The sequence below is a fragment of the Salipiger aestuarii genome (assembly GCF_003259905.1).
Taxonomy (GTDB): Bacteria; Pseudomonadota; Alphaproteobacteria; order Rhodobacterales; family Rhodobacteraceae; genus Salipiger; species Salipiger aestuarii.
Genome location: NZ_QLMG01000005.1, coordinates 1 through 20034, shown reverse-complemented (window position 1 = coordinate 20034; position 20034 = coordinate 1). Strand labels below are relative to the sequence as shown.

Genomic DNA, 20034 nt, shown 5'->3' with positions numbered 1-20034 from the left:
GCCTCGAGCGTGCCCTCTTACCCGGCATCGAGCGAGCCGCCCAGCGCCACAATCAACTGAGACGCACGCTGGCGCAAGCCCGCGGTGGTTTCGGAATCCTCGACGATCCGGCGCAGCCGGTCGAGCGCGCCCTCGGTGTCGCCGGTTTCGATATCCAGCAGCGCCAACTGTTCTTCGGCCAGCAACCGCAGGGGCTTGCCCGGAATCGCCAGCCCTTCCAGCCCGGCGCGGCGATCGTCGGTGCCAAGCGGGCTGTCTTGCAGGGTCATCGCCTTCCAGATGGCGATCTCGCGGTAGATTTCGGGCAGGTCGCCATCGACGGTGACCGACTCAAGCGCCTGCGCCGCGGTATCCGGGGCCCCGGCCTGCGCGGCCTCGGACGCCAGCAGCATGGCGACGATGGCGCCGGATTCGGGCGTGGGCGCGTCGATCGCCGCAAGCGCGTCACTGCGCGCCTGCGCGGTCTCGCCGTCCAGCGCCGCCAGCACCTCGCCGCCCAGCGCCCGCGCCGCTGCCCGGTCCTGCGCCTGCGCGTATTCGTGCCATGCCGCACCGCCGACCAGGGCGATGACCGCGACGATGGCGATCCAGCCGTAGCGCCGCATCAGCGCAAAAAGCCTGTCGCGGCGGACCTCTTCGGTCACCTCGTCGATGAAACTGTCCGGGTTGCTCACGGGGGGCCTCGTTTTTCCGTCGTTGGCCCTTCCTTACAGTCCGCGGCCCGTCATGCCAAGGCCACCGTGCCTTAACCTCATGCGGCCCCCCGGGCAGCCGGACCGCCAAGCCTGATCGGTACAAGGCGAGGGGCGCAGCGCCCGATTCCCGCGTATCAGGGGGCATCCTCTTTCCAGAAGTTCCATGGACAGCCCGTCAAGCCATGCGTTTCGTTTCGATCCTGACCGCCGTGGTTTTCGTTGCCGTGCTGTACGGGCTTGTGGTCGAACGCGACCGCCTTCGGGGCTTTGCGCGCGACATCGCGCCCGCGCAGAACGCGCCAACCGCACCCCCAAAGCCCGTGCGTGACGGGGCCGCGGTCGTGATGGCGATGGCGACGAGCGCGCATGAAATCGACGATGCGGTGTTGCGGCGCGGCCAGACCCGGGCCTTGCGCGGGGTGCAGGTGTCGCGAAAATCGCGGGGCGCGGGGTGTCCGACCCGCAGCCCGGCGCCCCGGGGTCGAGGCACGCATCCCCGAGGCCGAAGCCGCCCGGCTTCTGGCACAGGCCCAGCTGGACGAGGCGCGGATCAACCCGACCGCCGCCGAAAAGCCGCCTGTCAGCGGGTGTTGGTCACGCACGGCGCGGGCAGCGGCGCGCGCGGGCGCTTGCGATATGCGTGTCCAGGCTGTCTATCCCGACGCGGCGGCCTTCAACCCCGCCCCGGCGCTGCGGGTGGGCTTTGCGATCCAGGCGTCGTTCCTGCTGAGTTGCCTGTTGCAGATGGCGATGGACATAATCATGTCCAACATCGTGATGATCGGGCTGATCCTCGCGGTGGGCATGCTGGAGGACGGCGCCATCGGGATGATCGCATACGCCGACAAGCGAATTTCGCCGGTCAGCGGCCCGATACACCCCTATGTCGAGACGGTTCAGCCGCGTGCCGCACACCAGGGGCAAGACCTTGCGCCGCGCCCTGCCGCACTGGTGGATGCGCGCGGCGCCAGTGGCGGCGGCCTGGCCGGGCATGTTCCTGGCGTTTGCCGCCAAGGCCGCGGTGACGCTGGACGCGGCGCACATCGAACACCGGCGCAAGCGCATCCAAAGCGCATATCGGCGCACTCTCTTTCGCCGGCTGTTCGCGCTGGTGACAAACAACCCGATCATGCCCCCGAACCACCGGGGCGGTGATCTTTTTCGTCGTGGCGGTCTTTGGCTATTATGGCGAAAACAACAACAGCACCGAATTTCTTACCGAATCCGAGCCCGAACAGGCCATCGTCCATGCGCGCGCGGCAACCTGTGCCTTGCTGAAAAGGGCGCCCTGATGCGCCGCGCGGAAACCATCGTGCTGACCATCCCGGCATCGAAACCGCGTTTTCCTTTGCCGTCGACGGGCGCTGTCGTCCAATACCGGCGAAGCGCAACCGCCCAGGGACGTGATCGGCCGGATCCAGCTGGAAGTCGTGCCTTGGGAAAACCGGCGCGATCGCCCAGAGCTGGGCAGCGATCCGGTGCTGGCCGAATTGACCGACGCGCTGTCATCGCCGCCTGGGATCGCGATCCTCGGTCGGACCATGGGTCCCGCTTCGGCCAAGCCGGTTCAGCTGCGGTTGGAATCGGATGGCTGGGAAACGCTGTTGGCCGCCGCTGTTGGCGCAATAAAGCGGCCGGTGACGCGCGGGACACCGTGCGGGTCGACAGCTCAGGCGCGCGCCTGCCTGAAGCCGACCGCGTGCTGTCCACGCTGGATACGCTCAGGATGCGCCCGACCGATGGCCCGGTGCCGCTGGGACGCGGCGGGCGCGCGGCGGGCGACCAAGACGGGCCTCATCTCTGAAGGCGGAGGAATAGCGCCGCAAAACCCGCCGCCCCGCGGTGTTCGCGCCGCGGCCCCCGCCCGCAAAGATCTTGATGTGACCGACGTTCTGGTCATTTTCGATTATGGTGGCGATACTGCCGCGCACCTCTATCTCAGTTCCAAGCCTTGATGGAAAACGCACCGGTATGATCTCGTTTCGCGAACCCGCCTATTTTGTCGCCCTGCTTATCATGCTGGGCTGGCTGCTGCATATCGGCAAGCCGGTGCTGTTACCGATCATGCTGGCGCTGATTTCGCTGTATATCCTCAGCAACCTCACCGCGCGGCTCGGAGAGTTGCCGGTGGTCGGCCTGCTGCCCGCGCTGCTGCGGCGGCTTCTGGTGCTGCTAACCTTCATCGCGCTTGTCGTGCTGGTCAGCTTTTACGTCGTCGAGACCTTTACCCAGGTCGCCGTCGTGCTGCCCAGCTACGAAAGCAACCTTGACGGGGTCGTCACCCGCCTTGCGCGGATGGTCGGGATCGAGGATCAGCCGACCTGGGCCAGCATCCGCGCGCTGACCTTCGATCAGGTCGAACTGGGCACCCTGGTCGGTCCGGTGCTGGCATCGCTGCGCGGATTCGGCGGCATGATCTTCGTGGTGATCCTTTATGCGGCCTTCTTCATGGCCGAACGGGCGGGCATGGTGAACAAGCTGCGCATCGCGCTGGCCGACAGCCGCAAGGAGGCCAAGACCGTCGATCTGTTCGACCGCATCAACACCCGCATCGGCGATTATCTGGCGGTCAAGACGGTGGTGAACATCATCCTTGGGCTGTTGTCCTATGCGGTGATGCTGCCGCTGGGCATCGACTTTGCGCTGTTCTGGGCGATCCTGATCGGGCTGCTGAACTACATCCCCTATATCGGGTCGATGATCGGCGTGTTCTTTCCGGTGCTTCTGAGCCTTGCGCAATCTGGATCGCTGGGCCTGACGGCCACGGTCATGGTGGCACTTACGGCGGCGCAGATGTTCGTGGCCGGGTTCCTTGAACCACGCATGATGAGCCGCGCATTCAACCTGTCGCCCTTTGTGGTGCTGCTGGCGCTGGCCTTCTGGTCGTCGCTCTGGGGGCTGGCGGGGGCGGTGCTGGCGGTTCCGCTGACCGCCTCGCTCATCATCGTTATGGCCGAAATCGAAACGACGCGTCCGGTGGCGATCCTGCTGTCGGCATCCGGCAAGGTGTAAGCTACGGTCACGGCGCGCGGCAAACGCCGGCACGCAGAATCCGTCCGGTCGGCGGCGCGGAACTGGCGTTTGGCGCGCCGTTTTCCCACCGCAAACGCGCTGCGCCGCCCCCTGCGGACGCGCGCAACGCGTGGTATTCTTACGATATATCAGGTCCTCGCCTGACGCTCAGGACATCCCCAGCGCCGCCATGTACATTTCCAGCACCGCTTCTTCCTCGGCGATGTCATCCTTGTCGCGCTTGCGCAGGGCGACGATCTTGCGAATCACCTTTACGTCGTAGCCACGGCCCTTGGCCTCGGCCATGACCTCTTTTTGCTGCTCGGCGACTTCCTTTTTCTCCTCTTCGAGCCGTTCATAACGCTCGATGAAGCTGCGCAACTCGCCCGCCGCGATCCCGTACTTGTCGTCCGAAGTGTCGTCTTGCATTGCTCGTGTCTCCTGCCGGTTTGACGCCCTAGGTAGCGCATGCCTGCAAGGACGGGCAAGAGGGCGCGCTTGCGGGCGCGCCGGCTTTGGGGTACGCGCGATACCGGCCCGCCTAACGGTTCAGGAAAACGGCCCGCGGAAAAGGAAAAGCACCATGGAAGCACTTGTCTGGCTGGGCGCCCTCATCTCGGTGCTGGGGCTGTTGGGATTGATCTGGAGCATCGTGCAGGTCTGGAAAGCGCGTCGCGGCGGGATGGATGACGAGGCCCTGCGCGCCGTCGTGCGCAGAATGGTTCCCATCAACATGGGCGCGCTGATGGGTTCGGTGCTGGGCCTGATGATGGTGATTATCGGGATCTTTCTGGGCTGATCGTCAACGGGCGCGCGCAGCAGCGCGTGCGCCCACGACAGGGTCGCGTGACACAGCAGGGTGTCCGACCGGTGTCCCTATACCATCCCCGGAATCGCAACGTCCGGACCTGCGGGTCGCCATTCGCCGCAATCAGATAGGCATGTTGTCAAAGAAATCCTCGGCCATTTCATCTTCGCCGGGACGCACGCGCGCGCGCGCGGAGGGGGGAACATGGCCACCTCTGGCCTCAAGTTCCTCGACATGCCGCTCAAGATCCTCAAGCAATTCGGCCCGTGCGGCCTTGTCCGCAAGGGTGGTCGCACGGTCGATCTCGGTTTCAAGTTCCGCGATCCGTTGGGTCAGGGCCTTCAGCATCTGGTCTCTCTCCTCATGTTGCGCGGGGTTCCCCGGGCCCCGCCTGCGGTTGCCTGCCTCCGGCACAGCTGGCGCAAAGCGGCGCCTCCGGAACAAGCGCGATCCGTTTCTCAGCGATCGGCGCGCCGCATGCGACGCAATCGCCGTACGTTCCCAGTTCCATTCGGTGCAACGCGGCCCTTATCTGGCCAAGTTCGCGCAAACCCTGCGCACCAAGGCCTTCGAGCACCTCGTCGCCTTCGCGTTCGACCGCGCTTTCCGCCCAGTCGGCGGGCCGTGCCGCGTCAAGCGACATCTCTATCCCGACCAGCCGCGCCTCAAGATCACGACGTCGCCGTTCCAGTACCGCCTTTTGCTTTTCCCACGCCATCGTCGCCACCATCGCAAGGTCACGTTGAAACGATGACGCGCCCGGCGATCCCGATCAATGATTCATATCAATACCAAAGCCCCCTTGATAACATATTCCTTTTTACTTATGTGATTTGAGGAACGGAGAACCGCCCCATGACGTCACCCGAAGTCACCGCATTTTTCGACGAGGCCACCAACACCATTTCCTATGTGGTGAGGGACCCCGAGGGCGACGCCTGCGCGGTCATCGATTCGGTTCTGGATTTCGATTATGCCTCGGGACGCACCGACACCCGCTCGGCCGACGCGATCATCGCCTTTGTGCGCAAACGCGATCTCAGGGTGGAATGGCTGCTGGAAAGCCACGTCCACGCCGACCACCTTTCGGCGGCCCCGTACATCCAACTGGCGGTGGGCGGAAAGATCGGCATCGGCGATCATATCAAGATCGTCCAGGATACCTTTGGCAGGGTCTTCAACGAAGGCGCCGAGTTCCAGCGCGACGGATCGCAGTTCGACCTGCTGTTTTCCGGGGGCGACAGCTTTCAGATCGGCCAGCTCCGCGGCGACGTCCTGCATACGCCGGGCCACACCCCGGCCTGCCTGACCTATGTGATCGGCGACGCCGCCTTTGTCGGCGATACCCTGTTCATGCCCGATTTCGGCACGGCACGCTGCGATTTTCCCGGTGGCTCGTCCGGGACTCTGTACGATTCGATCCAGAAGATCCTTACCCTGCCGGACGAGACCCGCATCTTCGTAGGGCACGACTACAAGGCGCCCGGACGCAACACCTATGCCTGGGAAACCACCGTCGGGGAACAGAAAGCCACGAACATCCACGTCGGCGCCGGCGCCTCGCGGGATGATTTCGTGACCATGCGCGACGCCCGCGACGCATCGCTTGCCATGCCCAGGCTGATTATCCCGTCGCTGCAAGTGAACATGCGGGCGGGCCAGATGCCTGCGCCGGACGACAAGGGCGACGTTTTCCTCAAGGTCCCGGTGAACAAGCTGTGAGCCTTGCCCCCCTTACAAACAGAATGACAGAAACGGAAAGCGCAAAAAATGCAGATTGACTGGATCTGGGGCCTGATCGGAGGCGGGCTGATCGGCACAGCGGGCGCCATGTTCCTGCTGGTGAACGGGCGGATCATGGGCGCGTCGGGCCTGATCGGCGGGCTGGTCGACGGCTCGGCCGGGAACACGAAATGGGAACGGGTCGCGTTCCTGACCGGGGTCGTGCTGATGCCGATCCTGCTGCGCACGCTCTACCCGTCGGGCGACCCCCATCTCTCTGACAATCTGATCGTGCTGGCGGCCGCCGGGCTGCTGGTGGGCGTGGGCACGCGGCTGGCAAACGGCTGCACGTCAGGGCACGGTGTGTGCGGCATGTCGCGGCTGTCGATTCGCGGTTTCGCCGCGACGGCCTGCTACATTCTCGCCGGCGGCGTCAGCGTGCTGCTGTTTCGGCATCTTCTGGGGGTGATCTGACATGGCGCGTCTTTTCTTCGCATTCCTCGCGGGCGGTCTGTTCGGTGCCGGACTGCTGGTATCGGGCATGACCGACGCCGCCAAGGTGCAGGGCTGGCTTGACGTCTTTGGCGCCTGGGACCCGACGCTTGCCTTTGTCATGGGCGGCGCGATTGTGCCCATGGCCATCGCCTGGCGCATCGCCGCGCGCCGCCGCGCGGCGATGCTCGGCTCTGCCCTGCCGCCGAAACCCTCGACAGAGGTCGACCGGAAGCTGGTGATCGGCTCGGTGCTGTTCGGGGTCGGCTGGGGCCTTGCCGGACTGTGCCCCGGCCCGTCGATCGCATTGCTCGGGCTGGGCGCTCCGGGCGTTTACATATTTGTCGCGGCGATGCTGACCGGCATGATCCTTGCGCCGCGTGTCAGATCACGGCTGGACAAAACCGTCCCGGCAGAGTGATCTTGCGGGTATGTCCATGATCAACATATCGGGCGACTTCAACGCGTCGCCGCAAATCTCAGTCGAGGATGTGCCCGCGCTCAAGGCGGCGGGCGTCACCCTCGTCATATGCAACCGCCCTGACGCCGAAGTTCCGGCGCCGCTTCAGGCCGACGCGATCCGCGCTGCGGTGATCGCCGAAGGGATGCGCTTTGCCTATCTTCCGATTCTGCCGCAAGGCGTGACGATGGAAACCGTCTCCGAGATGGGCCGACTGCTGGAATCGCCCGACGGCGCGGTTTTGGCCTATTGCCGATCCGGCACCCGAAGCACCACAGCCTGGGCGCTGTCGCAGGCCGGGCGAATCGAAACGGATGCGATCATCGACGCGGCCGGCCGGGCCGGGTATCAGCTTGACGGGTTGCGCCCGTCCATCAACGCGCTGGCGATGCAGCGGCGCTGACGCGCCTAGCTGCCGTCGAAATCCATCGTCGCCGATGCGAAATCGAACTCTTCTTCGCCCTCCTCAGGCGCGGCGTCGAAATTGAAATCTCCGGTATCGAATTCCATCGGCGGCAGATCCGGCAGATCCCCAGCTATATCCGCAGGGTCCAATTCCGGCTCCCGCGCGGCTGCCGGTTCCGGGGCAGCCGCCGGTTCCGGGGCGGCAAACATCGCATCGGGCTGCGCGCCGGTCATGTCGCCGTCTTCCGTGCCCATCAGCGGCATGTCGAGCACCGCCCCGGACGGCTCCCTCGACTGGGCGGCGCCTTCGGGCCAGGCCAGCCGGACAGCACGCATGCCGTTCATCTGACCAAGCCGCCCCCCGGCGATGGCATCGCCGGACCCCGCCATCAGTTCAAGACCGTCAAGCGCGTCGGCGGGAAGCGGGATCAGATCCCCCGCCTTGAGCTTCTGCGCCGCGCCAAGCGACAGCGTCACGCGGCAGAGCACAGCGTCCATCTGCACCGGCAGCAGCTTCATCTTGCGCTCATGCGGGCCCGGCGTCTCGTCGTCTTTGCTGTGGTTTGTCGTCTGACCCGCATCGGGGCGGTCGGGCAGGACAAAAAGGATTTCGCCCTTGCGCCGCCCGAGCGCCAGGTCGACCGACACACGGAACGACCGGTAGCTTGGCGCATCCAGCAATAGCCCCGCGGTGCGCGCATCCTCGACCATCGCGCCGAAACCGTAGCCTTCGAACTGGGGACGGTCCGGATGCCCGTCAAGATAACGCGCCAGCCGTTCCAGCGTGCCATTCACCAACGGCGCCATCATGGCGGCGTCGGTCTGGGTGAGCGGGCGGTCTTCGACCGGCATCTGTGTCACCTGCAGGATGGTCTGCACCTCGATCAGCCCGGTCATCACCTGACGATCGACCATGGCCAGCCCAAGCGCGCCAGCAGGCCCGTCAAGCAGCAGCAGCAGGTTGTTCGCCCGCAGCGAATCGACCACGCCGTCCTGATCGAGCATGTCCTGGGACACACCATGCGTGACCAGCGCAAGATCCCACAGGACATCGGCCGTGCGGGACATCGCGCGTCGGATAGCCTTGGTTGGCGACATCGCCCGCGCTTCATGAGCGCGGCGCGCGGCGCTGGCCTTCTGCCCCAGCACGTCGTCCTGTCTTCCGGGATCTCCCATCACCTACCTGGCCCGTTCTATGCCCATTGTGTTGACCTCGGTATGGCGGCATTTGGTTACCAAGCAATTTATATTGCCCGATTTCCGCACCCTTCCGTTCACTGTGCCGCAACTGCGTAACGCGCGGGCACAACAACCCGGAAAGCAGTGCCGCCCTGCCCGGAAAGATAGGAAACCTCGCCCCCGAGACGGGTCATGATCTGCCGGCAGATCGCCAGCCCCAGCCCCGCGCCCCCGGCCTTCTGGTCGCTCACCCGGCTGAATTTCTCGAAGATCACATCCTGCGCCTCGGCCGACAGGCCCGCCCCATTGTCGATGAAATCAATCACCACCGTCGCGCCGGGGCGCACGCGGATGTCCAGCCTGGGCCGCGCGGCGTCGCAATATTTCCGCGTGTTGGCGACAAGATTGATGAAGACCTGGCTCAGCCGGTCCAGATCGGTGTTCAGCATGACCTCTTCGGCCCTGGGGTCGCGCCAGATCCGCACACGCGCGCCGTGCTCGTCAGCCGCCGCCGCCGCGACTGCCCGGTCAAGAACGTCCGACAACAGGCCCGGCCGCAAATTCAGGTTCACCTGACCGTTTTCCAGCACCGACAGATCCAGAAGATCGTCCAGCAACCGCGTCAGGCGGATCGCCTCGTCGTGGATGATCGAGGCGTATTTGCCGTGCTCTTGCGGGGTCAGCCCGTCGGCATCGCGCAGAATTTCCGAAAACGCGCGGATCGAGGTCATCGGCGTGCGCAATTCATGGCTGATCTGCGACAGGAACGCATCTTTCTGCACCGAAAGCCGGGTCAGCTTGCTGTTGGCTTCGCGCAGCTTGGCGGCGGTGCGCGCCAGTTCCTGCGACTGCGCTTCGAGCCGGGCGGAATATTCCATCAGCTGCGCGGTCTCGTCCGCCACCGCCATCAGATCCTCGACCGATACCGACATGCCGCCGACGATCTGCCCGACCATGGCGTGGGCCGTCGCCGCGCCGACCGATCCGGCCAGCTCCCGTTCCAGCCTTTCCAGAAAGTCCGGAGTCGGCGCGGGCAATGTGCCGCCCGTCGCTTGCCGGCGCGCCTCGTGTTCGAACAGCGCCTGCGCGTCGCGCGCGCCCAGAATGCGCTGCGCCATGATCATCAGGTCCTCGGTCTGGGCCACCTTGCCCGACCAGCGGGGCGGGCCGGTGGAATGGTCGAACACATTGACGAACTGCGCGCCCTGCAAGCGTTCCAGCGGGCGGGGAAAGCTGGCAAGCGAGGCGAGCACGAAGCCGCCCGCGTTCAGCGTCAGCGACCAGACCACCGTGTGCAGCAGCGGGTCCATGCCTTCGATGCCGAACAGCGCCTGCGGGCGCAGCCAGGCGATGCCGAACGGCCCCGCCACCATCCAGCTGTCGGGCACGAACACCCCCGCGCCAAAGCTGGGCAGGAACAGCGTGTAACCCCAGCAGCCAAACCCCAGCGTCAGCCCCGCGAGCGCGCCGACGCGGCTGCCCCCCCGCCAGAAAATCCCGCCCAGCATCGCCGGCAACACCTGCGCGACCCCGGCAAAGCTGACCTCGCCGATCGAGGACAGCGCCGCACCGCCCCCCGACAGGCGGTAATAAAGATAGCCCAGCATCACCACGCCGACGATCGACAACCGCCGCGCCAGCAGCACCACATGGCGCACGTCCCCCGACACCTTGGCGCCGCGCTTGGCAAAGCGCAGGAACAGCGGCATCACCACATGGTTCGACACCATCGTCGACAGCGCAATCGCCGCGACGATCACCATCGACGTGGCCGAGCTGAACCCGCCCAGAAAGCTCAGTACCGCCAGCCCGTCCCGCCCCTGGCTCAGCGGCACCGTCAGCACGAACAGGTCCGGGTTGGACCCCGCGGGCAGCAATTCCAGCCCGGTGACGGCGATTGGCACAACGAACAGGCTCATCAGCCCGAGGTACAAGGGAAAGGCCCAGGACGCGGTGCGCAGGTGGGTTTCATTGTCGTTCTCGACCACCAGCACCTGAAAGATGCGCGGCAGACACAAAAACGCCGCCCCGGACAGCACGATCATACCCGTCCAGCGCCCGCCGTTGATGCGCCATTGCCCCAACTCGGACGCATCAATCCGCTCCAGTGCGCCCGACACCCCCCCAAGCAGCCCCCAGACCACGAAGATTCCCACCGTCAGCAGCGCCGCCAGCTTGACCACCGCCTCAACCGCGATGGCCATGACGACCCCGTTGTGGCGTTCGTTCGCATCCAGATTGCGCGTGCCAAAGATCACCGTGAACAGCGCCAGCCCCGCCGCGACCCACAGCGCGGTATGGCCCGATTCCTGCCCCGACACGATATCGCCGACCCCGAAAACCTCGAAGCTGAGCGTCACCGACTGCAATTGCAGCGCGATATAGGGGGTGGTGCCCACCACGGCCAGAATGGTGACCCCCACCGCCAGCAGGTTGGATTTGCCATAGCGCGACGAAATCAGGTCCGCGACCGACGTCAGCCGCTGCGTGCGCCCGATGCGCACCAGCTTGCGCAGGATCCACCACCACCCCATCAGCACCAGCGACGGACCAAGGTAGATCGCCAGGTATTCGAACCCCGTCCGCACGGCGCTGCCGACCGCGCCGTAAAACGTCCAGGCGCTGCAATAGATCGACAGGGACAGCGTGTAGACCAGCGGCGAGCGCAACCAGCGCGCCTGCCCCCTCATCGCCGCCCGGTCGGCGGCAAAGGCGATGGCGAACAGGAACAGCGCATAAAGCGAACACACCGCCACAAGCGTGTTGAGCATGGTCATTCGCCCATGCCCCCCGGACCGGCCCCCCCCGGCTCGCGCGCCTGCGCCGCCAGCTTCCACGACAGCACCGCCGCCGCGCCCACCAGTGCGAACCATGTGCCGAACAAAAAGACGATGGCGCTGGAACTGCGCACGGCAGCGGCGCCCTCTTCGCGCCACAGCAGCGGCAAAAGCCACAGCAACAGTCCGATAAAGGGCAACACCCGCGCCGCGTCGATCACCCGCCGTCGGCGATAGGATTGCCGTTCCAGAAACACCAGCGGCTTGCCCCGCAGTCCGGCGCCATCCTGCGCCATCTCAGACCCGCGGCGCCGAGGCCAGAAGCCTGCGCACCTGATCCAGCATCTCGGCGTTGGAAAACGGCTTGGTCATGAAGGCGGACACGCCCGCGCGTTCCGCCGTCTCGCGGTCGCGCGACTGGCCGCGCGCGGTAAGCATCAGCACCGGCAGATCCGCCGTGGCGGCGTCGTCACGCAATTCGCGTAGGATGTCATAGCCGCTCTTGCCCGGAAGCATGACATCCAGGATCAACACATCGGGCCGGTTGGCGCGCAGCTTGTCGTTGGCGGTTGTGCCGTCCGAGTGGGTGTCGACCGTCAACCCCTCGCGCGACAGGATGAAACCGATCGCCTCGATGATGTTCGGCTCATCCTCGATCAGCATCACGCGTTTTGTCATGCTCGTCCCTTCCCGCAGGCTCCGCGAGGCGCGCACGGCCCGTGGATGTCCCTCTCCCCTGTCGACAAGGTATCGCGAAACTGAGCGCCGGTGTCAAAAAAACGTCGCGGCGCGGCACCGGGCAGCGCGTCACCCCGCAGTCGATGCCGGGACGGGCATCGTTGCTGCGCGGTCACACGCCGCCCGGCTCCCCCAGCAAGGACGGCTCGCGCCGGGCCGGACAGGCGGCGCGCGGGCAGATGCGACAGGTCACGCCGACCTCTTCGGGCTCGTCGCCGCTGCGCCATTGGCCTTGCGCGATCATCATATGCGCCTCGAACACGGGTTCGCGGTTGATCTGCGGCGGCCCAGAGGGTTGCGCGAACGCGATCGCCGTGACCGACCCGCTTTGGCGCCCCGCCGATAGCAGCACTCGCGACAGCACCGACATGGGGCGCGACAGTGCGGCGAACAGCGGCCACAGCGGGCAGTCGGCGCCAAAGCGCGGGATCGGGAAATCCGGTAGCGGCTTGCGAAACAGGAACACGCCCGACGCATCGCAGATGGCCAGCCCGACCTGCCCGCAGGGCGCGTCTGGCGGCAGGGATGCGAGACGGCGCATCGCCCGCGCCGGATCGGTGCCAAAGCGTTGCGCCAGGGCCAGCGGATCCGTGCCCGTGCGCGCCACCGCGCCAAGCACCTGCGCCAGCGGCATCGCCGCCGCGTCCGCCGCGTAGCGGGTCAGCACACGCACCAGCAGCCCCCGCCCTGCCAGCGACAGCTGCGCGCCGATCCGCCCGGCCACGGACTCGGGCGGGTGGCCCGCATCAATCGCCGCGACGTGGTAATCCATCCCTTCGAGCAGCTTGTCGACTTCTTCCTGCGGCGTGCCGCTTTCAGCGGCCGCCTTGTCTTCGGCCTCCAGGTAGGACGCGATGGACCGGCTGGTTTCGGCCAGCCGCGCGCTGTCTTCGTAGATGTTGCGGTGAAAGCGGCGGCGCCATTCGGGGTCGATCTCGCCCGGTTCTGCCAGGATCGACGCGGTCGAACGGATCGAGGTCACGGTCGACAGCATCTCGTGCAGCGCGTCCGCCAGATGGGGGTCGTGCGCCAGCCGGTCCGACAGCGCCGCGACCGACCGTTCCAGCGTCTCGACCCGCGCGCGACTGCCGGCCAACAGACGTGCCCAACCGGGAAACCGCCCCGCAAATTCATCCAGCCGGTCCATCTCGGCCCCGGCTTCGCTTGCATGCAGCGCCGCCTCGCGCAGGCTGGCGATCAGCGCAGCCTCTGCGCCTTCGGTCAGGACCGACGGTTCGACCCCGAGGATCTCGGCCAGGTCCAGCAGCAGTTTTCCGCCGATTCTCCGCCGGTTGTGTTCGATCAGATTAAGGTACGAGGCCGAGATTTCGGCCCGCCGCGCCAGTTCGGCCTGCTTCATCCCCAGGATGATGCGCCGTTCGCGAATACGCGATCCCGTCAGCGTGTCGCGGGCCATGTCGGCATTCTCCCTTTCTTTCAACGCCTTTCTGCGACGCAGTATAAGCTATTTTACAGAACGCCATGGCAAATTGTTCAGTCGTTGACAAAAAAACTTCACAAGTCAAAGCAGTTGTTGATCGGTTTACCCATCGCGGCAAATACTGTTTTCGCACACCATCGTGCAGGTGCCGTCGCGGAAGAGGAGCCCGGCAGCACGGTTTCAAAATTCGGGAGGATTTCCATGTCCAAGTCGACTCTGTCGCGTCGTGGGCTGCTGAAGACGGGTGCGCTTGGCACTGCCGGTCTCGCGGTGCCGACGATCTTTACCGCAAGCTCGGCGCGCGCCTTTACAAACGCCCCTTCGGGCGGATCGGTAACGCTGGGCTTCAACGTGCCGCAGACCGGTCCCTACGCGGACGAAGGCGCCGACGAACTGCGCGCCTATGAACTGGCGGTCGAACATCTGAACGGCGGCGGCGATGGCGGCATGCTCAACACCTTCAGCTCCAAGGCGCTGAACGGCGTGGGGATCAACGGACACAAGGTCGCCTATGTGACCGGCGACACCCAGACCAAATCGGACGCGGCGCGCGCATCGGCCAAGTCGATGATCGAAAAAGACGGCGCGATCATGATCACCGGCGGGTCGTCATCGGGCGTGGCCGTCGCCGTGCAGGGCCTGTGCCAGGAAGCGGGCGTCATCTTCATGGCGGGCCTGACCCATTCCAATGACACCACCGGCAAGGACAAGAAAGCCAACGGCTTCCGCCACTTCTTTAACGCCTACATGTCGGGCGCGGCGCTGGCGCCGGTGCTGGCCAAGCAATACGGCACCGACCGCAAGGCCTATCATCTGACGGCCGATTACACCTGGGGCTGGACCCAGGAGGAATCCATCATGGCCGCCACCGAGGCCTTGGGCTGGGAGACCATCGAGGCGGTCAAGACCCCGCTCGCGCAGACCGATTTCTCATCCTATATCGCCCCGGTGCTGAATTCCGGCGCCGACGTTCTGATCCTGAACCACTACGGCGGAAACATGGTGAATTCGCTTACCAACGCCGTGCAGTTCGGCTTGCGCGAGAAGGTGGTCAACGGCAAGCAGTTCGAAATCGTCGTGCCGCTGTTTTCGCGCCTGATGGCGCGCGGTGCCGGCGAAAGCGTCAAGGGCATCCTTGGCTCGACCAACTGGCACTGGTCGTTGCAGGACGAAGGTTCCAAGGCGTTCGTGCAATCCTTCGGCACCAAATACGGTTTTCCACCCAGCCAGGCGGCGCACACCTGCTATGTGCAAACGCTGCTTTATGCGGATGCGGTGCAACGTGCGGGCAGCTTTGATCCCTGTGCGGTGGTCGAGGCGCTGGAAGGCTACGAATTCGACGGTCTGGGCAACGGTCCGACGCTGTACCGTGCCGAAGACCACCAGTGTTTCAAGGACGTTCTGGTGGTGCGCGGCAAGGAAAACCCGACCTCGGAATTCGACCTGCTGGAAGTGGTCGAGATCACCCCGCGCGCCCAGGTGGAATACGCACCCGATCACCCGATGTTCTCGGGCGGCGCGCTGGGGTCGTGCAACCCGGGCGCCTGATCCCTGCCGAAACCGGGGCGGTGCGCGCTTCGCCCCTTTCTTGCAGCGGTCCCGGACTTCGCGCCGGGACCGTATGGCATCCTCTTGACCTCCGAAGGCCGGGACCATGGACGCAATCATCCTTCAAATTCTAAACGGGCTCGACAAGGGCTCTGCCTATGCGCTGATCGCGCTGGGGCTGACGCTGATCTTCGGCACGCTGGGTGTGGTGAATTTCGCCCATGGCGCGCTGTTCATGGTCGGCGCGTTTTGCGCCGTGACGCTCAGCCGGCTGCTGTCCCTGTCCCATCAGGTGGTGGACGAGACGCGCACCGACTTTCTTGGCAAGCCGCTGAAAGTGGATGTGCCCTACGTCATGGATATCTTTGGCGAAACAACGGGCGCGGCCATTATCGACTGGGCGGTGCCTCTGGCAATCCTGTTTTCGATCCCGGTGATGATCGCCCTCGGCGTCATCATGGAACGCGGGTTGATCAAGCATTTCTACAAGCGTCCGCATGCGGACCAGATCCTGGTGACATTCGGCCTTGCCATCGTGCTGCAAGAGATCATCAAGCAGGTCTATGGTGCCAACCCGATCCCGACGCCCGCACCGGATGTGTTCAAGGGCTCGCTGGATTTCGGGGTGCTGATGGGCTTTGATCCCAATGCGATCATCTACCCCTACTGGCGCCTGGTCTATTTCGGCTTTGCCGCCATCATCATCGGGGCGGTGTTCGCGTTCCTGCAATTCACTACATTCGGCATGGTCGTGCGCGCCGGCATGGCGGATCGTGAAACCGTGGGGCTGCTGGGCATCAACATCGACAAGCGATTCACCATCATGTTCGGGCTGGCAGCCGCCGTCGCGGGGCTTGCGGGGGTGATGTACGCCCCGATCAATTCGCCGAATTATCACATGGGGATGGATTTCCTGGTGCTGAGCTTTGTCGTCGTTGTTGTCGGCGGCATGGGCAGCCTACCCGGAGCGGTGCTCGCGGGGTTTCTGCTGGGCATTCTGGAAAGCTTTGCGTCGATGAACGAGATCAAGGCCATCCTGCCCGGCATCGACCAGATCATCATCTACCTCGTCGCGATCATTATTCTGCTCACCCGTCCGCGTGGCCTTTTGGGCCGCAAGGGCGTGATGGAGGACTGAGCCCATGTTCGGACTTGGAAAAAGAGACTTCACTCTGTTCCTGTTGGTGGCGGTGCTTGCGATCTTCGCACCGTTCATCCTGAACCCCTTTCCCACAGACAGCGCGATGGCGCAGTTCAACGCCGGCTATCCCGATTTGATGCAGCGCTTTGTGATCTTTGGCATCCTCGCGATCGGGTTCAACATCCTGTTCGGCCTGACCGGATATCTGTCATTCGGCCACGCCGCGTTTCTGGGGGTGGGCAGCTATTCGGCGGTGTGGATGTTCAAGCTGCTCAGCATGAATGTCATCCCCGCCATCCTGCTGTCGATGATCGTGTCGGGGCTGTTCGCGGTGGTCATCGGCTATGTGTCCTTGCGCCGCTCGGGGATCTACTTTTCGATCCTGACGCTCGCCTTTGCGCAGATGAGCTATAACCTCGCCTATTCGGTGCTGACGCCGATCACCAATGGCGAAACCGGGTTGCAGATCACGCTGGACGATCCGCGCCTGCTGGGCGTGTCGGCCACCGCCGACGGGGGCATCCCGGTCACCAACCTGTTCGGGCTGGAAATGCGCGCCTATGAAACCGTGACTATGGGGCCTTGGGAATTCCAGTTCTCGGTCGGCTACTATGTCGCCGCGATCATCATGCTGGCGTCGTTCTACCTGTCGATCCGCATCTTCCGCTCGCCCTTTGGCATGATGCTGCGGGCGATCAAGTCGAACCAGAACCGGCTGTATTACACTGGCCTGAACGCCAAACCCTATACGCTAGCGGCCTTTGTGATTTCCGGCATGTACGCGGGGCTTGCGGGCGGCTTGCTGGCCTGCATGGACCCGCTTGCTGGCGCCGAACGGATGCAATGGACCGCGTCCGGCGAGGTGGTACTGATGACTATCCTTGGTGGCGCGGGCACGCTGATCGGCCCGGTGCTGGGGGCAGGCTTCATCAAGTATTTCGAAAACATCTTCTCGAAAATCAACGACCAGGTCGTGCACAGCTGGGTGTCCTTCCTGCCCGACGGGATCGAGGATTTCGTGGTCGGGATCATCCACCCCTTTGTGGGCAAGGGCTGGCACCTGACGCTGGGCCTGATGTTCATGGCCATCGTCATCTTCCTGCCCGGCGGGCTTGTTGAAGGCGGCCAGCGCATCGCCCGTCGTCTGCGCAAGCGCGACGGCACCAAGACCGAAACCAGCACCACCCCCGCAGAATAAGGAACGAGCCATGGGCATTCTCGAAGTCAAGGACGTCGGCAAGCGGTTCGGCGGGTTGCAGGCGCTGTCGGATGTGAACCTGTCGGTGCAGGAAAACACCGTTCACGCCATCATCGGGCCGAACGGGGCGGGCAAGTCGACGCTGCTCAACTGCCTCGTCGGCAAGCTGATCCCCGACACCGGGTCGGTCATGTTCGACGGCCAGTCGGTGCTGGGGCGCAAACCCTATGAGATCAACCAGATGGGAATTTCCCGCGTTTTCCAGACGCCGGAAATCTTCGGCGATCTCACGGTGATGGAAAACATGATGATCCCGCTGTTCGCGCGGCGCGACGGGGTCTTTCGCCTGCACGCCATCCAGTCGGTCAGCGCCGAAACCGATCTGATCACCCGCGCCGAAGCGATGCTGGAGGACGTCAACATGCTGGACAAGCGGCACATGCATTCCGCGTCGATGTCGCGCGGTGACAAGCGGCGGCTGGAAATGGCAATGTGTCTCGTGCAGGAACCCCGGTTGTTGTTGCTGGATGAACCCACGGCTGGCATGGCCCGCGCCGACACCAACAACACCATCGACCTGCTCAAGGAAATCAAGGCCACGCGCCCGATCACCATGGCGATCATCGAACATGACATGCATGTGGTGTTTTCGCTGGCCGACCGGATCACCGTTCTGGCCCAGGGCACGCCCCTGGTCGAAGACACGCCCGAGAACATCAAGGGCCACCCCAAGGTGCGCGAAGCCTATCTTGGCGAGCACGCGTAAGGAGCACCGGAGATGAACGTCAGACCCGACTTTTCAAAGCACGCGAACCAGGCCGAAACCGCGCCGGCCTTCCTGTCCGTCTGGGACATGCATTCCTATTACGGCGAAAGCTACATCGTGCAGGGCATCAGCTTCAATGTGCACGAAGGTGAAATTCTGGCCCTGCTGGGCCGCAACGGCGCGGGCAAGACCACGACGCTGCGCTCGATCGCGCGCATGGACAATCCGCAGGTGAACCACGGCGAAATCTGGCTGGATCACCAGCCGCTGCACCGGATGGCGTCGCATCAGGCGGCCTCGGCCGGGTTGGGGCTCGTCCCCGAGGACCGCTGCATCATCCCTGGTCTCACGGTCGAGGAAAATCTGCAACTGGCCCAGATCGCCCCGCCCGTCGGATGGTCGATCGAGCGGCTTTATCAGCTGTTCCCGCGCCTTGGCGAACGACGCAAACAAGAAGGCGTGACCCTGTCGGGTGGCGAACAGCAGATGTTGTCCATCGCCCGCGCGCTTGCCCGCGACATCAAGGTGCTGCTGCTGGATGAACCCTACGAGGGGCTGGCCCCGGTGATCGTGGACGAGATCGAAAAGACCCTGCGCCACGTCAAGGAACAGGGCATGACGACGATTCTGGTGGAACAGAACGCCGTGCGCGCGCTGCAGCTGGCCGACCGGGCGATCATTCTGGACACCGGCTCCATCGTCTTCGACGGCTCCGCCGCCGAGGTGCTGGACAACGCCGAACTGCGGGCGGAGTATCTGGCGATCTGAAGCGGATGCGATCGCGGTGGGATCACACCTGCGCGACCACCACGCAATATGTGCGGCGTTTCAGCGGATCATGCTGAAATACACCACCAATGGGCTATTGCCTTCGCCGTCATGCAGCCGTCCAATGCCGCCAGATTTCCGTGGAGGAGGAAAGATCATGACCACGACCTACGCGCCCTCGCCCGAGTTCGCGGCGAACGCGCATGTGAGCGCGGCGCGGTATGATGAGATGTACGCGCGCTCGATCAGCGACCCGGACGGGTTCTGGGCCGATCAGGCGCGGCGGCTGGACTGGATGGCACGGCCGACGCGGATCAAGAACACCTGCTTTGATTTCGGCAAGGTCTCGATCAAGTGGTTCGAGGATGGCGTGCTGAACGTCGCCTACAATTGCGTCGACCGCCACCTGCCCGCCCGCGCCGACCAGACGGCCATCATCTTCGAACCCGACAACCCCGACGATCCCGCCCGGCACATCACCTATGCCCAGCTTTACGACAAGGTGAACCGCATGGCCAACGTCCTGCTGAGCCAGGGCGTCATGCGCGGCGATCGCGTTGTCATCTACCTGCCGATGATCCCCGAGGCGGCCTATGCCATGCTGGCCTGCGCGCGCATCGGCGCGATCCATTCCATTGTTTTCGCGGGCTTTTCCCCCGATGCGCTGGCCAACCGCATCAATGATTGCGGCGCCAAGGTCGTCATTACCGCCGACACCGCTCCGCGCGGCGGCCGCCGTACCGCGCTGAAATCAAACGCCGACGCGGCGCTGCTGCATTGCTCTGACAAGGTCCGCTGCCTGGTGGTCAAGCACACCGGCGACCAGACCAGCTGGGTGCAGGGCCGTGATGTCGATCTGAATTACCTGATGGAACACGCCGCGC

General features: G+C 64.6%; 24 protein-coding genes. 15 read left to right on the top strand and 9 right to left on the bottom strand.

The genetic code is table 11. From position 1 onward, the window contains the following. Positions 1-17 precede the first annotated feature (17 nt). Entirely contained in the window at positions 18-674 is a 657-nt protein-coding gene (locus ATI53_RS04320; RefSeq protein ID WP_009505275.1) for a tetratricopeptide repeat protein, read from the bottom strand. Positions 675-1391: 717 nt separating this feature from the next. Here ATI53_RS04320 and ATI53_RS04310 point away from each other — a divergent pair. From ATI53_RS04310 to ATI53_RS04300, 4 genes are all read left to right on the top strand, one after another. Next, positions 1392-1850: a hypothetical protein gene (locus ATI53_RS04310; protein ID WP_146609882.1), complete on the top strand. Its 459-nt coding sequence runs from the start codon at positions 1392-1394 to the stop codon at positions 1848-1850. Continuing rightward, on the top strand, positions 1847-1987 hold the full coding sequence (locus tag ATI53_RS23170; protein WP_170134522.1) for a hypothetical protein: 141 nt from the start codon (positions 1847-1849) through the stop codon (positions 1985-1987). The genes ATI53_RS04310 and ATI53_RS23170 overlap by 4 nt, the downstream gene beginning before the upstream one ends. Positions 1988-2098: 111 nt before the next feature. Beyond that, positions 2099-2650 carry a hypothetical protein gene (locus tag ATI53_RS04305; RefSeq protein ID WP_111549801.1) on the top strand — a complete coding sequence of 184 codons (552 nt, stop codon included), beginning with the start codon at positions 2099-2101 and terminating at the stop codon, positions 2648-2650. A gap of 16 nt (positions 2651-2666) precedes the next feature. Continuing rightward, positions 2667-3707, top strand: a complete 1041-nt coding sequence (locus tag ATI53_RS04300; RefSeq protein ID WP_111549800.1) for an AI-2E family transporter — start codon at positions 2667-2669, stop codon at positions 3705-3707. Between the two features lie 168 nt (positions 3708-3875). On the opposite strand, the gene ATI53_RS04295 is transcribed toward ATI53_RS04300, so the two are convergent. Next, positions 3876-4136, bottom strand: coding sequence for a DUF2312 domain-containing protein (locus ATI53_RS04295; protein WP_009505281.1), 261 nt, complete (start codon positions 4134-4136; stop codon positions 3876-3878). Between the two features lie 154 nt (positions 4137-4290). On the opposite strand from ATI53_RS04295, the gene ATI53_RS04290 reads away from it, so the two are divergent. After that, on the top strand, positions 4291-4506 hold the full coding sequence (locus ATI53_RS04290; RefSeq protein ID WP_009505282.1) for a hypothetical protein: 216 nt from the start codon (positions 4291-4293) through the stop codon (positions 4504-4506). A gap of 132 nt (positions 4507-4638) precedes the next feature. Here the strand turns inward: ATI53_RS04290 and ATI53_RS04285 are convergent, their stop codons facing one another. Then, positions 4639-4863 (bottom strand): hypothetical protein, encoded by a 225-nt coding sequence (locus ATI53_RS04285; RefSeq protein ID WP_009505283.1) that lies wholly within the window; start codon positions 4861-4863, stop codon positions 4639-4641. A 13-nt stretch (positions 4864-4876) separates the two neighbouring features. After that, positions 4877-5158 (bottom strand): TraR/DksA family transcriptional regulator, encoded by a 282-nt coding sequence (locus ATI53_RS24325; RefSeq protein ID WP_375342727.1) that lies wholly within the window; start codon positions 5156-5158, stop codon positions 4877-4879. 212 nt (positions 5159-5370) lie between these two features. Between ATI53_RS24325 and ATI53_RS04275 the strand changes: the two genes are divergently transcribed. The 4 genes from ATI53_RS04275 to ATI53_RS04260 are packed head-to-tail and all read left to right on the top strand — an operon-like array spanning position 5371 to position 7592. Then, a complete protein-coding gene (locus ATI53_RS04275) occupies positions 5371-6237 on the top strand; it encodes an MBL fold metallo-hydrolase (protein WP_009505285.1) in 867 nt (288 codons plus the stop codon). 48 nt (positions 6238-6285) lie between these two features. After that, positions 6286-6711, top strand: coding sequence for a YeeE/YedE family protein (locus tag ATI53_RS04270; RefSeq protein ID WP_111549799.1), 426 nt, complete (start codon positions 6286-6288; stop codon positions 6709-6711). A gap of 1 nt (position 6712) precedes the next feature. Next, positions 6713-7150 (top strand): DUF6691 family protein, encoded by a 438-nt coding sequence (locus ATI53_RS04265; RefSeq protein WP_009505287.1) that lies wholly within the window; start codon positions 6713-6715, stop codon positions 7148-7150. Positions 7151-7160: 10 nt separating this feature from the next. Beyond that, positions 7161-7592 (top strand): protein tyrosine phosphatase family protein, encoded by a 432-nt coding sequence (locus ATI53_RS04260; protein ID WP_009505288.1) that lies wholly within the window; start codon positions 7161-7163, stop codon positions 7590-7592. Positions 7593-7597: 5 nt separating this feature from the next. On the opposite strand, the gene ATI53_RS04255 is transcribed toward ATI53_RS04260, so the two are convergent. The 5 genes from ATI53_RS04255 to ATI53_RS04235 all read right to left on the bottom strand — a co-directional run bounded on the left by ATI53_RS04255 (position 7598) and on the right by ATI53_RS04235 (position 13705). Then, a complete protein-coding gene (locus tag ATI53_RS04255) occupies positions 7598-8662 on the bottom strand; it encodes a flagellar motor switch protein FliM (protein WP_223865889.1) in 1065 nt (354 codons plus the stop codon). Between the two features lie 206 nt (positions 8663-8868). Next, a complete protein-coding gene (locus tag ATI53_RS04250; protein WP_111549798.1) occupies positions 8869-11550 on the bottom strand; it encodes a sensor histidine kinase in 2682 nt (893 codons plus the stop codon). Then, positions 11547-11846, bottom strand: a complete 300-nt coding sequence (locus ATI53_RS04245; RefSeq protein ID WP_111549797.1) for a hypothetical protein — start codon at positions 11844-11846, stop codon at positions 11547-11549. The genes ATI53_RS04250 and ATI53_RS04245 overlap by 4 nt, the downstream gene beginning before the upstream one ends. 1 nt (position 11847) lies before the next feature. Then, positions 11848-12228: a response regulator transcription factor gene (locus ATI53_RS04240; protein WP_009505292.1), complete on the bottom strand. Its 381-nt coding sequence runs from the start codon at positions 12226-12228 to the stop codon at positions 11848-11850. A gap of 172 nt (positions 12229-12400) precedes the next feature. Further along, the gene (locus tag ATI53_RS04235; protein ID WP_111549796.1) at positions 12401-13705 is read right to left on the bottom strand and encodes a helix-turn-helix domain-containing protein; all 1305 of its coding nucleotides are present in this window, start codon (positions 13703-13705) and stop codon (positions 12401-12403) included. Positions 13706-13930: 225 nt separating this feature from the next. Between ATI53_RS04235 and ATI53_RS04230 the strand changes: the two genes are divergently transcribed. From ATI53_RS04230 to ATI53_RS04205, 6 genes are all read left to right on the top strand, one after another. Further along, positions 13931-15277, top strand: a complete 1347-nt coding sequence (locus tag ATI53_RS04230) for a substrate-binding protein (RefSeq protein ID WP_009505294.1) — start codon at positions 13931-13933, stop codon at positions 15275-15277. Positions 15278-15383: 106 nt separating this feature from the next. Further along, the gene (locus tag ATI53_RS04225; protein ID WP_009505295.1) at positions 15384-16415 is read left to right on the top strand and encodes a branched-chain amino acid ABC transporter permease; all 1032 of its coding nucleotides are present in this window, start codon (positions 15384-15386) and stop codon (positions 16413-16415) included. 4 nt (positions 16416-16419) lie between these two features. Then, entirely contained in the window at positions 16420-17616 is a 1197-nt protein-coding gene (locus tag ATI53_RS04220) for a branched-chain amino acid ABC transporter permease (protein WP_111549795.1), read from the top strand. Positions 17617-17626: 10 nt separating this feature from the next. Continuing rightward, on the top strand, positions 17627-18382 hold the full coding sequence (locus ATI53_RS04215) for an ABC transporter ATP-binding protein (protein ID WP_009505297.1): 756 nt from the start codon (positions 17627-17629) through the stop codon (positions 18380-18382). Positions 18383-18394: 12 nt separating this feature from the next. Next, positions 18395-19150 carry an ABC transporter ATP-binding protein gene (locus ATI53_RS04210; protein ID WP_009505298.1) on the top strand — a complete coding sequence of 252 codons (756 nt, stop codon included), beginning with the start codon at positions 18395-18397 and terminating at the stop codon, positions 19148-19150. Between the two features lie 157 nt (positions 19151-19307). Continuing rightward, positions 19308-20034: AMP-binding protein (locus ATI53_RS04205; RefSeq protein WP_146609881.1), on the top strand; the 727-nt coding region annotated here is incomplete at its 3' end.

Excerpts from the sequence above, each read along its gene's own strand:
- ATI53_RS04260 (WP_009505288.1), top strand. The coding sequence starts at position 7,161 with ATGTCCATGATCAACATATCGGGCGACTTCAACGCGTCGCCGCAAATC.
- ATI53_RS04295 (WP_009505281.1), bottom strand. The coding sequence starts at position 4,136 with ATGCAAGACGACACTTCGGACGACAAGTACGGGATCGCGGCGGGCGAG.
- ATI53_RS04240 (WP_009505292.1), bottom strand. The coding sequence starts at position 12,228 with ATGACAAAACGCGTGATGCTGATCGAGGATGAGCCGAACATCATCGAG.
- ATI53_RS24325 (WP_375342727.1), bottom strand. The coding sequence starts at position 5,158 with ATGTCGCTTGACGCGGCACGGCCCGCCGACTGGGCGGAAAGCGCGGTC.
- ATI53_RS04235 (WP_111549796.1), bottom strand. The coding sequence starts at position 13,705 with ATGGCCCGCGACACGCTGACGGGATCGCGTATTCGCGAACGGCGCATC.
- ATI53_RS04250 (WP_111549798.1), bottom strand. The coding sequence starts at position 11,550 with ATGACCATGCTCAACACGCTTGTGGCGGTGTGTTCGCTTTATGCGCTG.
- ATI53_RS04215 (WP_009505297.1), top strand. The coding sequence starts at position 17,627 with ATGGGCATTCTCGAAGTCAAGGACGTCGGCAAGCGGTTCGGCGGGTTG.
- ATI53_RS04275 (WP_009505285.1), top strand. The coding sequence starts at position 5,371 with ATGACGTCACCCGAAGTCACCGCATTTTTCGACGAGGCCACCAACACC.
- ATI53_RS04290 (WP_009505282.1), top strand. The coding sequence starts at position 4,291 with ATGGAAGCACTTGTCTGGCTGGGCGCCCTCATCTCGGTGCTGGGGCTG.
- ATI53_RS04220 (WP_111549795.1), top strand. The coding sequence starts at position 16,420 with ATGTTCGGACTTGGAAAAAGAGACTTCACTCTGTTCCTGTTGGTGGCG.
- ATI53_RS04245 (WP_111549797.1), bottom strand. The coding sequence starts at position 11,846 with ATGGCGCAGGATGGCGCCGGACTGCGGGGCAAGCCGCTGGTGTTTCTG.
- ATI53_RS04300 (WP_111549800.1), top strand. The coding sequence starts at position 2,667 with ATGATCTCGTTTCGCGAACCCGCCTATTTTGTCGCCCTGCTTATCATG.
- ATI53_RS04270 (WP_111549799.1), top strand. The coding sequence starts at position 6,286 with ATGCAGATTGACTGGATCTGGGGCCTGATCGGAGGCGGGCTGATCGGC.
- ATI53_RS04265 (WP_009505287.1), top strand. The coding sequence starts at position 6,713 with ATGGCGCGTCTTTTCTTCGCATTCCTCGCGGGCGGTCTGTTCGGTGCC.
- ATI53_RS04285 (WP_009505283.1), bottom strand. The coding sequence starts at position 4,863 with ATGCTGAAGGCCCTGACCCAACGGATCGCGGAACTTGAAACCGAGATC.
- ATI53_RS04225 (WP_009505295.1), top strand. The coding sequence starts at position 15,384 with ATGGACGCAATCATCCTTCAAATTCTAAACGGGCTCGACAAGGGCTCT.
- ATI53_RS04255 (WP_223865889.1), bottom strand. The coding sequence starts at position 8,662 with ATGTCCCGCACGGCCGATGTCCTGTGGGATCTTGCGCTGGTCACGCAT.
- ATI53_RS04210 (WP_009505298.1), top strand. The coding sequence starts at position 18,395 with ATGAACGTCAGACCCGACTTTTCAAAGCACGCGAACCAGGCCGAAACC.
- ATI53_RS04230 (WP_009505294.1), top strand. The coding sequence starts at position 13,931 with ATGTCCAAGTCGACTCTGTCGCGTCGTGGGCTGCTGAAGACGGGTGCG.